The following is an 11,289-nucleotide window of genomic DNA, read 5'->3' on the forward strand; positions in this document are numbered from 1 at the left end:
CGTGCAGCTCCTTTTCTTATCGTGTCAGCAGAGGAATAGGCTACTTAAACCAGCCCTTATCCTTAAAATGCTTGATCGCCTCGACTCGGTTGCCAACTCCGAGTTTGTTGAGAATAACGGAGATGTAATTCCGAATCGTTCCTTGGGTGATGAACAATTCCTTCGAAATTTCTTTCGTGCTTTTGCCATCCGCAATTAACGTAAGGACAGCCTTCTCGCGCTCGGTGAGCGGATTCTCCTCGCCATAAGCCTCATCCATTAATTCGGGAGCATATAGACGCCGGCCGCCTACGATCGTTCGAACCGAATTCGCGAGCTCCTCGCTTGGGCTGTCTTTCAACAAGTAGCCGTGCACGCCAGCTTTAATCGCTCTCTCGAAATAGCCCGCACGTGCAAAAGTCGTGAGGATGACAACCTTGCAATTTAGCGATAGGGAGGACAGCTCCTCAGCAGCTTCCAAGCCGGTCTTAAGCGGCATCTCGATATCGAGAATGCATACGTCCGGCTGATGAAGACGCGCCAGCTTGACGGCATCCTCTCCGTTGCTTGCTTTTGCGACGACCGTCATATCTTCTTCCAGATCCAGCAACGCAGCGAGAGCGCCGAGAATCATTCGTTGATCTTCTGCAATTACGATTCGAATCATCTTCAAGCCTTCTCTCTTGGTTGAGTATTGGGTATTGTTATGACAAGGGCGGTACCTGGACCTTCGCTAAGCTCCAGGCTCCCATTAATGAATTCGAGTCGTTCCTTCATCCCGATAAGACCGCTGCCGTTGGAGTACGTAGCTTGCTGGGACATCCCGATCCCGTTGTCTTCGACGATGACGACCAATGCTAGGCGATCGGGCTTGATCGTAATCGTACAGACAGAAGCTTCGCTATGTTTAACGACGTTCGTAACGGCTTCTTTCAGACACATGCAGAGTACGTTCTCGTTCATCAGGGATAAGCACTTTGGTTCGAGATCGCCTTCGACAATTAACTCAATACGAGCAGTCCTAAGCATTTGCTGGATACGGGCGATCTCTTCCGTCAGCCTTGCGCCGCGCATTTGCGTCACGATCTGACGGACTTCCTTCAGCGCATTTCTCGCTGTCTGTCTGACTTCCTTCATCTCGACCATGGACTGCGCCGAATCTTTGTTCATCAGCTTAAGGGCGAGGTCGCTCTTAAGGCCAATGAGCGAAAGCTTCTGACCGAGCGTATCGTGCAGATCCCTTGCGATGCGCTGGCGTTCTTCGAGCTTCACCAATTCCGAGATACGTTTATTCGCATCATTCAGCTGGCCTTGCAGCTGCTCGTTCTTATTTCGATTGTAGTTCGAGATAGGAAGCAGGATCACCATGATTAAACAAATCATGACGAAAGGCAATTGGCTGATGACGACCGGATTCTTGATGATGATAGCGTAGTCGATGATGATGATCGTTATGGTAAGGTGAATGACATACAGCGTAATGAAGCCTTTCTTGCTGACGATGTTCCCGATTACGAAGGTAAGCAGCAGCGAGAAATAGACGAATCCGAATAAGACAGTCATCGCGATGGAGATTGCGATTTGTAAGCCTGACCATATATAGACCTTCCACCCCTTAGTAATAAAGACGAGCACATAGGAGATGAAGAATAGGAGGATGAGTCCTATTCCTACCGCCGTATGAGCTCTGGTCGAGGTGCGAAAGATGTAGTAGAAGGGCAGAATGAAAAGGATCGCCCATATGAATGGATTAAGCCCGGTTGTTTTGTACAAATTTGAACGCCAGTTAAGCATAGGGTTCCACCTTTTGGAATGACTAATGCGCGCCTTAGCCTGTACGACCGATCCTAGCCTCTTCATTCAATTGGGGCTTCGGTTTCACAACCAGCCTCCTTCGGGCAGCGCTTAACTCGCGGAAGCCAATAAACGTCTTGGCATCCTCGTCCCATAATCGGAATCGAAGCGACTGCAGGCTGGTGCGAATATTGATCGTCGCTGCTTTCTGCAGCGGCGGAATGGCTAGATGAGTCTTCTCTAGATTGTAATTCGGCACCTTCGGGTTCAAGTGATGCACGTGATGGAAGCCGATGTTGCCCGTTATCCATTGCAGCAGCCGGGGAAGTTGATAGTACGAGCTTCCTTCGACGGCAGCCTTCACGTAGCTCCAATCATCGTCATTCTCGAAGTAGGAGTCCTCGAATTGATGCTGAACATAGAATAACCAAATCCCCATCATTCCTGCAACCCATAGAATCGGAGTTTGCACGAGAAGCAGGCTTTTCCACCCTAATAACTCGCCCAATACCGCATAGAGAGCCACAATGGCCACGTTCGTCATATACGTATTAAGCTTCTCGCGGCGTTTCGCACCTGGACGGTTCTTGCGATAAGTGACGAGAAAGACGAGCAGGGGACCAAGCACCAGGAAAACAAACGGATTCCGGTAAAATCGGTACGCCAGCTTGATTCGCGGCGGGGAAGCGATATATTCCTCCACAGTCATGACCCACATATCGCCGACTCCTCGTTTATCGAGGTTGCCGCTTGTAGCATGATGAATATTATGTGCATTCTTCCATTGCTCATAAGGGAAATGCGTTAGAATGCCGGTAATGTTCCCCAGCCAATCGTTTGCCTTACGGCTCTTGAAGAATGATTGATGACAGCAGTCGTGGAAAATAATAAATGTCCGGATAAGAAAGCTCGCCGCGACGACCGTAATGGGTATCGTGAGCCAGTAAGAGATGGACAAGCTCGCATAAGCTGCAGCCCACAGCAGCAGAAATGGCAGCAGCGTGTTGGCAAGCTGACGCAAGCTGGCTGCGGTATTCGTTCGTGCAAACGGAGCTGAATGCTTCTTTAGTTCTGCAATGTTCATCGGATCCACGGGGACTTCCTCCTAGAAGTACGTATACGAAATGTCGACATAATAATCGGTATATATCCATTATAGAGAACAGGGCACTGTCGCTTATAGTCATAAACGTCAAGGTGAGGGTATGACGAATATCATATATGGTCATGAAAGGATTCGAAAATGGAACACAAATAAGAGCCATCCACGAGGGATGACTCTTATGATGGACTAACGATGTATTCCAATTACCACGCGAGTTCTCCATCAATCGCAATCCGGTTGGTGCCGCTAGACTTGGCGAGATACATGGATTGATCGGCCGCACGAATGAGATCGAGCTCCGTCTTACCTTCTGTCCATAACGTACAACCAACGCTCGTTGTCATCGGCAGTTGAAGTTCCTTAATCTGCATTGGCGACTCCAACTGCTCGATCAAACGCTTGGCAACCTGCAGCAAGCCGTCATAGCCGTTCTGCAGCCATGCGGCTACCACGAACTCATCGCCGCCCACGCGAGCGATCAGATCGGATTCGCGAACGGCATTCTTGATACGATTCGCGAATTCTACAAGCACAAGATCGCCGGCATCATGTCCATATGTATCGTTGCATTGCTTGAATTTATTCAAATCGAGGTAGAACAGCCCGAATAAGCCTTCTTCTCGACTAGCTCGATTCATCCAGCCTTTAATTCGGTCGCTGAAGCCTCTTCGGTTCAGCAAGCCCGTCAGTATGTCGCGTTCTGTCAGTTGAATAAGTTCGCTTTCTAGTTTCTCGCGTCTATTAATTTCGGCCCTCAATTGAACCAATAATTGCTCGTAATCATTCAGAATCCGCATTTTGTCATCGTAGTTAATTTGCTTGCCTAGCTCCGAACCCAAGGCGAGTGATAACAACTGCAGCGTCTCAATATCGCGATTGGAGAACGCATCTGGACGGCCGGAGATGACTTTCAACACGCCGACGGCGTTGCTGGATTCGAACAGGGGGACGCAGACCATGCTGCGTGCGCCAACTTTCAATGTCGCTGCTTTGTCGACGCGGTCGTCCTGCTGAGTATCCGGCGAATATAGAATTTCCTTAACTGTCACGCACATGCCTGACAAGCTGCCTTTTTTTTTGATTCGAATGCCGAGATGAGGATGCAGGGTGCCGCTTACGGCGGCATATACCATATCATCGCCTGCCAGCATCTCGATGGTAGAACCATCGGCATCGGTTAATTGGCACATCCGATCGCAGATCGTCTGCATAAATTGCTTCAAATCAAAGTTAGCTAACAACATCTGCTGCTGGACTTCCATAATGACCTCAAGGTGCCGGTTCTTAAACATCGTCCCAATTCCTCCATGCTCTGTGTCGTAATCTGTCGACTATCATTAGGTAACATGCTAGCATTTTTAACTAGGTTTGTCAGCAGGTCTCCGAGCATGGTATCTGGTTGTCTCTAAGGCATTGAAGGCCTTCGAGACAACCTTTTTTTTGTTCTCGTTATCGTCTTTGACAAATAAACAATTGCTCCGCCTAATGTTTTGTCGGCTAGCCGACTGTTTTTGTTTTTAACCATAAAATATAATATTAAATACCGATAGGCAAACTTTGAATTAATAACGGCTTGAGAGAGGTGCGACGAGAGTGGATCAAGAGGTTAGGTATTCCAATTCCGGCGGCTCCGTATCGGATAACGGCGAAGCCGAGCAACTTGCGTTAGCGAAGCTTTTCCAGCAATTCGGAGCTTCTCGCGAGATGAAGAAAAATTCCTTTATCTTCAGGAGCGAGGAAGAAAGTCAGGAGATTTATTACGTCCAGGACGGACTGGTGAAGATCTCGCAGTTTGCGCAAGAGGGCCAGAGCATCACCTTGTTCCTGCGGCACAAGGGCGAGGTTTTTGGTGCGGCTGAGGTGTTGACGGGGCAGAGGAGGCAGCGCTATGCGCGATGTATCAAGGACTGCTCCATTCTCTCGATTCCGTCTTCTCAATTTACTGACTTACTGAAGAAACATCCGGATGCACTCTACGCGCTGACAGTGGCCAATGCAAGGCGATTGCTGCAGACACAGCAGTACGTTGAGACGCTTATCTCTCGCCCGGTTGCCTGGAGGCTGGCTCAGTTATTGATGCAGCTCGGCGTTCGATCGGGGAAGGAGACGGTCGTCGCGCTTCCGCTCAGCCATGAGGAAATCTCCTATGTCATTGGCTGCAGCAGGCAGACGGTTACCGAGACATTGGGACGATGGCGGGACGAAGGTGCCATTCACTATGAGAAGAAGACGGTTGTCATTCTCGATACCGACGAGTTCCAACGGCGCTTGTAATAATGATAGGGAAAGCCATGGGGGGCGGAGCATGATCAGAGTAGAAGGAGTAAGCAAAACGTTCGAGCAACGGGGCGGAGCGGGTTACACCGCGTTGGATGACATCGCCTTCGAGGTTGGAAAGGGTGAATTCGTCTCCATCCTAGGCCCTTCCGGCTGCGGCAAGTCCACGCTGCTTAATCTGGTAGCGGGACTGGAGAGAGCGGATAAAGGCCGCGTCGAAGTCAGCGGCAAGAAGGTCAATGCCCCAGGGCCAGACCGGATTGTCGTATTCCAGGATCATGCCCTGTATCCTTGGCTTACCGTGCTGGAGAACGTCGCATTCGGTCTCAAACAAAAGAGGATCAAAAAGGAGGAGCGCCATGAGCGTGCCATGGAGCAGATCCGGGCTGTCCATCTTGGGAAGTTCGCGGACCGCTATCCCCATGAACTGTCGGGAGGAATGAAGCAGAGGGTGGCGATCGCGCGGGCTCTCGTCATGGACCCGGAAATTCTGCTCATGGATGAGCCGTTCGCTGCGCTGGACGAACAGACGAGGCTTCTGCTGCACAAGGAATTGGAGCAGATATGGCTGAACACGGGAAAGACGATTCTGTTCATTACGCATAACATCCGGGAGGCGGTCACGCTATCGGACAGAGTGCTCGTCATGTCGACCCGGCCGGGACGGATTAAGAAGGAATTCCGCGTACAGGCGGCACGGCCGCGAGAAGCAGGCGATTCTCTTCTGCATCATATCGAGAGTCAGATCATGAATACGCTGGCCGCTGAACTGGCGAAGGTGGCGAAGGAGGAATATGGCGATGACTACAATCTTGAGAAAAGCCCTCTTTCTCATTCTGCTGTTAGTAATTTGGGAGACGGCATATAGAACGATGCAATGGGGCTGGCGCTTCCCGTCCGCGCTGCAGACGATTCAAACGTTCTGCGACGGGATCGCAAACGGGCAACTGCTGCAAGCGACGCTTAGCAGCTTGAGGCGAATTATCATCGCGTTCGTCCTCTCGTGCGCCATCGGCATAACGCTCGGCGTCCTGTTCGCTCGCAGCCGACTGCTGGATGAGACGTTCGGATTTGCTGTCGTCGCTCTTCAGACGGTTCCGAGTATCGCTTGGCTGCCTTTCGCTATCATATGGTTCGGGTTGAACGACTTCGCCGTCTTGTTCATCACAACGATCGGGGCGACGTGGACGATGACGATAGCGAGTCGGAGCGGAATCAAGAACATTCCTCCCATCTATCTAAAGTCGGCTCAGATGTTCGGAACAGGCCGCGGGATTCGGCTCTTCTACCAAGTGATGATTCCCGCCGCCATCCCTCAGCTCATTACGGGGATGCGCATGGCGTGGGCGTTCGCTTGGCGTGCGCTTGTTTCCGGGGAGCTCATTGCGCGCGGCGTCGGTCTGGGGCAGATGTTGGAGGAGGGTCGAAGCATCGGGGATACCTCTCTCATGCTCTGCATCGTGCTTGTAATCGCCATTCTAGGTACGATCTCCGACTACTTCGTCTTCAAACGCGTAGAGGATCGGATCTGGAACCAGTATGGTCTTAATACGGCTAAAACGTAAGCATATAAGGAAGGGGATTGAACCATGTTGAATAAAACGATTTATACGAGTCTTATGATCGTCGTCTTGATGCTAGCTCTGCTGTCTGGCTGCGGCTCCTCTGATGCAGGCAGTGAAGGAAACTCCGAGTCGGCCGACTCCATTACGGTGAAGATTGGCTTGCTCAAGAACGTGACCCATGCCCCGGCCTTCGTAGCGATCAAGAAGGGCTATCTGCAAGAACGCCTCGGCGCTAATGTGAAGATCGAAGTACAGAGCTTCAGCAACGGCTCTGACTTCTCCACAGCGATGGCGACAGGGCAGATCGACATTGGCTACGTAGGGCCAAGCCCCGTAATTAATCAATACGTAAGGAGCAAGAACATCAAGATTTTGTCCGGAGCGAACAACGGCGGTGCCATGCTAGTGGCGAGGAAGGGCTCCGACGTGCTGAGCGTCAAGGACTTAGCGGGCAAGCTGGTCGCGATTCCGACCAAGGGGAGCACGAACGAGATTTCACTTCGTCTGCTTCTTCAGGAGCAAGGACTGAAGGTGACGACAGATAAGAGCGGGGCGCAGATCATCGCGATGGCTCCAGCGGATACGCTGACGGCCATGAAGCAAGGTCAGGTAGACGCTGCGCTATTGCCTGAGCCATGGGGCACGCAGATCGCGAACGAAGGCATTGGCGAGATCGTGGCCGATTGGAATCAGATTCCGCCGAATAAGGGGAACTATCCGCTTACGATCATCGTATCCAGCGAAGACTTCCTTAACAAACATAGGAATTTGGCCAAATCCGTTCTTCTGGCCAACGAGGACGCAATTCAATTTATCCATGATAACCCGGACGACACGTATTCCCTTGTCAATGACGAACTGAAGGAACTGACGGGCAAGGGCTTGGACGTCGAATTGATCAAGGCTGCGCTGGAGCATCTGAATCTGACGACAACCATCGACGAAGACGCCTTGAAAACGATGGCCCAGGTGGCGGTCGATGCAGGCTACATCAAGGGAGTCAGTCCAGATGGCTTGGATCTGGAAGGTTTGTATGATCTGTCTCTGTTGAAGGAGACGCAAGAAGGCAAATAAACCAAAGATGAGGGATGCGCAGCGATGTATATTCAACCACAAAAGGATTTGCGGCCAGATTACCACCCTGATCTTACCGTCGTTCTGCTCGGAACGGGGTCACCACGCGCTTTCTATGGGCGAGCGAAGCCCGGAGCCGTGGTGCTAGCGGGAGATAAGGCATTCCTCGTCGATTGCGGGGGCTCTACGGTGGATCAATTGATCAAAGCGGGCATCATGCCTCAACGGATATCCGATGTTCTGTTCACCCATCACCATTACGATCATAACGGAGGATTCTTCGACGTGTTCATCTCGAGCTGGCGCACGCATATTACCGAGGAACGTGTCTTCGAAGGTCGTTCGGTGCCGATGCAAGTGTACGGGCCAGAGACGACGAAGGCGATCATCGGTAAAATGCGGGAATCCTTCGAGTTCGACGTTGAGCTCCGAATCAGCTACAATCTGTCGGATGAAGCAGGCTCGCGAATCGAGTATACGGAATGCAACGAGGGAATTGTATACGAGAAGGACGGCATCCGGATTACCGCATTCGAAGTGGACCATCGCCCTGTCTATCCGGCTGTCGCCTACAAGTTCGAGTATAACGGCAAGACGGTCGTTATCTCGGGCGATACCATCCCAGTCGCCAACATGGAGCGGCAAGCGGCCGGGGCGGATTTGCTCGTTCACGAAGCGTACAACAAGTCATGGATTGACGACCTGATCGCGATATATCCGCAGCACGAGAAGGCGCTGTCGAACCCAGCGAAGTATCATACGACGACGCTGGAAGCGGCGGGCATCGCGCAGCGGGCGGGCGTCAAGCACCTCGTGCTCACGCATCACATTCCAGCGCCTGCGGCGAATCCGGAGGCGGAGCAGGCATATATCGAGGGGATGGCCGCGATATACGCAGGTCCAATCACGGTCGCTCGCGATTTGATGGTCTTCGAATTAATATAGTGGACAGCCATTTGCTGAAGGACGCCGACGAAGCGTCCTTCTTTTTATGCTCTACCAATCCAACATAGAGAGCCACAATCGCCACATTCGTCATGTACGTATGAAACTTCTCGCGACGCTTCGCCCCTGGATGGTTCTTGCGATAGGGTGACGAGAAAGACGTGAAAGGGGGTCAAGGCTCTTTTTATTTATTTCAAATTGCCAGATGGATAAGTGTTTGATATGATATATATCATGGTGATAGTTATTATATCAAAACGTTTGATTCCATAAGCAAATTTTTTTAGTTGCTAATGACAGCGTTTACAAAAAAGTGGCGATCACCAACCTACTAACTGATTGGAGATGTTCGAACATGCCAGCTAAGAAACCAGCTAAGTGGGATCGCGAGGTTGACGTAGTTGTGTTAGGAACCGGCGGCGCCGCGCTTACAGCGGCCGTAACCGCTAGCGATCAAGGCGCCGAAGTACTCGTTCTGGAGAAGACATCGCAAATTGGCGGAACGACAGCCTTCTCGGGAGGCATTCCGTGGATCGCTATGAACCGCTACATGAAGGAAGGCGGCATCGAAGATTCCAGGGAAGAGGCGTTAAACTATGTTCGGCGTTTAACCGGCGGCAAGGAGCCGGACCCAGCTCTTCTCGAAGTGTTCATCGATAACGGCCACAAGATGATCGACTATCTTCATGAGAATACTGCGCTGCGGTTCACGCCGCCGCTCTCATATCCATCTTATTATCATTACCTCGACGGCGCGAAGAGCGGACGCTCGCTTGATCCGAAGCCTTTTGACCTGAAGGAGCTGGGCGAGTGGGGAGATAAGGTTCGCCAGAATCCAACGTTCCCGCCGTTGACGCTTGAGGAAGGCGGCGCTGTTGGCGGCGTTGACTTCGCTAAGATAGCAGAGCGTATGGAGAACAATATCGTTACGATGGGCCGAGCATTAATTGCTCCTCTCCTCAAGGCGCTGCTTGATCGCGGAGTCGAAATATTAATCGAGACGCCAGGCAAGGAACTCGTGCTGGACGATGAAGGCTCCGTTATCGGCGTCATTGCCGAGCAGGGGGATCAGAAGCTCTACATCGGCGCAAGAAAAGGCGTTATTCTGGCATCCGGCGGATTTGAGTGGAATCAGGAGCTTATCAAGACATTCCTTAAGGGACATATCACGCACCCGATGTCTCCAGCCGGAAATGACGGCGATGCGCTGATCATGGCGATGGAAGCCGGCGCAGCGCTCGGCAACATGAGCGAGGCTTGGTGGTATCCGGCCATGCAGGACCCTACCTTCGAATATGAGGATCGCGTAATGAACCAACTGGGCGGAGGACGGATGGGGCCTAACAGTATCATTGTCAACCGCCACGGGAAGCGATTCGTTCATGAAGGTACAACATACAACGATATGCCGAAGTCTTTCTACCAATATGACCCTGTTGCACTGGAATGGCCGAATGAGCCGCCGGTATGGATGATCTTCGACCAGCAGCTCAAGGACAGCCAGATGATCATCACGATGATGCCGGGCGAGGATACTCCGGATTGGGTAGACAGCTCGGATTCGATTCGCGGGCTGGCCGAGAAGATCGGCGTTGATCCGGATGGACTGGAAGCTTCCGTCAATCGTTGGAACGAGAACGCGGCTAAAGGAATCGATCCTGACTTCCATCGCGGCACGACGTTCTTCGAGAATCTGCCTGGAGGCGGCGGCAATCCTGCTGCCAACATCGGTCCAATCGAGAAGGCTCCGTTCTACGCACTGCCGATCTACTTCGGCGCGCTTGGCACGAACGGAGGTCCGCGCATTAACGCAGACGGGCAAGTAATGAGCTTGCGCGGCAAGCCGATTGCCGGCTTATACGCGGCAGGCAACGCAGCGATGGGCGTACTCGGACAAGCATACGTGAGCGCGGGCGGAACAATCGGCCCGGCTATGACATTCGGTTACTTGGCGGGCATTGCTGCAGGCAAGTCGGAAGCTAGAAGCATCTAATCGACATCAAGTGTTCGATAACACATAACAATAAGGAAGTGTATTTTCAATGCCTAATGGAACTTATCATGTAGATTTGCCTGTCCCAATCGATCGCATCTGGCAATTTGTCAGCGACATGGACAAGTGGGCTCCGCTCGTACCGGGCTACATCGAGCACAGCATCATCAACGATCGTGAGTCGACGTGGTCCTTCAAAGGAGATCTTGGCTTTATGAAGAAGACCGTAAAGCTCAAGATCGACATCACGAACTGGATCGAACCGACAAAAGTAACCTTTGACCTGAAGGGTTTGTCCGACAACTTTGTAGGCGGCGGCTACTTCGAAGCGGAAGCGCTCGGCGACAATCAAACCCGAATGAACGGAAGTCTGGACATCACGGCCAAGGGCGCGATGGGACCAATGGTGAATACGATTTTGAAATCGTTCGTGCCTAAGACCGCACAAGAGCTTACGGAAGCGGTTGCCAATAAGATCGCGGAGATCGAGGGCGTCAAAGCTTAACAACGGACAAACCGGCGAAGCGAAGCGCCGAGAATCCAGGCGCTAAGAACAA

Annotated in this window: 11 protein-coding genes; 7 read left to right on the forward strand and 4 right to left on the reverse strand. The window is 51.9% G+C overall.

Features of this window, described 5'->3' with window-relative positions; translation table 11 throughout:
- Window positions 1-40: 40 nt before the first annotated feature.
- The 4 genes from H8B09_RS01410 to H8B09_RS01425 form a co-directional block, all read right to left on the reverse strand.
- Window positions 41-646: a response regulator transcription factor gene (locus H8B09_RS01410; protein ID WP_191201699.1), complete on the reverse strand. Its 606-nt coding sequence runs from the start codon at window positions 644-646 to the stop codon at window positions 41-43.
- A gap of 2 nt (window positions 647-648) precedes the next feature.
- Window positions 649-1,773 carry a sensor histidine kinase gene (locus tag H8B09_RS01415; protein WP_191202746.1) on the reverse strand — a complete coding sequence of 375 codons (1,125 nt, stop codon included), beginning with the start codon at window positions 1,771-1,773 and terminating at the stop codon, window positions 649-651.
- Between the two features lie 34 nt (window positions 1,774-1,807).
- Window positions 1,808-2,866 (reverse strand): Delta(5) desaturase DesA, encoded by a 1,059-nt coding sequence (desA, locus tag H8B09_RS01420; protein WP_397376035.1) that lies wholly within the window; start codon window positions 2,864-2,866, stop codon window positions 1,808-1,810.
- Between the two features lie 215 nt (window positions 2,867-3,081).
- On the reverse strand, window positions 3,082-4,170 hold the full coding sequence (locus H8B09_RS01425; RefSeq protein WP_191201700.1) for a sensor domain-containing diguanylate cyclase: 1,089 nt from the start codon (window positions 4,168-4,170) through the stop codon (window positions 3,082-3,084).
- 301 nt (window positions 4,171-4,471) lie between these two features.
- On the opposite strand from H8B09_RS01425, the gene H8B09_RS01430 reads away from it, so the two are divergent.
- The 7 genes from H8B09_RS01430 (at window position 4,472) to H8B09_RS01460 (ending at window position 11,237) form a co-directional block, all read left to right on the forward strand.
- Window positions 4,472-5,152 carry a Crp/Fnr family transcriptional regulator gene (locus H8B09_RS01430; protein ID WP_191201701.1) on the forward strand — a complete coding sequence of 227 codons (681 nt, stop codon included), beginning with the start codon at window positions 4,472-4,474 and terminating at the stop codon, window positions 5,150-5,152.
- A 31-nt stretch (window positions 5,153-5,183) separates the two neighbouring features.
- The gene (locus tag H8B09_RS01435; RefSeq protein WP_191201702.1) at window positions 5,184-6,023 is read left to right on the forward strand and encodes an ABC transporter ATP-binding protein; all 840 of its coding nucleotides are present in this window, start codon (window positions 5,184-5,186) and stop codon (window positions 6,021-6,023) included.
- Complete coding sequence (locus H8B09_RS01440; RefSeq protein ID WP_224753197.1) at window positions 5,956-6,720, forward strand: ABC transporter permease; 765 nt, start codon at window positions 5,956-5,958, stop codon at window positions 6,718-6,720. Before H8B09_RS01435 ends, H8B09_RS01440 begins: the two co-directional genes overlap by 68 nt.
- Window positions 6,721-6,744: 24 nt before the next feature.
- Window positions 6,745-7,794 carry an ABC transporter substrate-binding protein gene (locus H8B09_RS01445; protein ID WP_224753198.1) on the forward strand — a complete coding sequence of 350 codons (1,050 nt, stop codon included), beginning with the start codon at window positions 6,745-6,747 and terminating at the stop codon, window positions 7,792-7,794.
- A 24-nt stretch (window positions 7,795-7,818) separates the two neighbouring features.
- Complete coding sequence (locus H8B09_RS01450; protein ID WP_191201703.1) at window positions 7,819-8,739, forward strand: MBL fold metallo-hydrolase; 921 nt, start codon at window positions 7,819-7,821, stop codon at window positions 8,737-8,739.
- A 355-nt stretch (window positions 8,740-9,094) separates the two neighbouring features.
- Window positions 9,095-10,732 carry an FAD-binding protein gene (locus tag H8B09_RS01455; protein ID WP_191201704.1) on the forward strand — a complete coding sequence of 546 codons (1,638 nt, stop codon included), beginning with the start codon at window positions 9,095-9,097 and terminating at the stop codon, window positions 10,730-10,732.
- 49 nt (window positions 10,733-10,781) lie between these two features.
- Window positions 10,782-11,237, forward strand: a complete 456-nt coding sequence (locus H8B09_RS01460) for an SRPBCC family protein (RefSeq protein ID WP_191201705.1) — start codon at window positions 10,782-10,784, stop codon at window positions 11,235-11,237.
- Window positions 11,238-11,289: the final 52 nt, after the last annotated feature.

This window comes from Paenibacillus terricola (genome assembly GCF_014779765.1).
GTDB lineage: Bacteria > Bacillota > Bacilli > Paenibacillales > Paenibacillaceae > Paenibacillus_T > Paenibacillus_T terricola.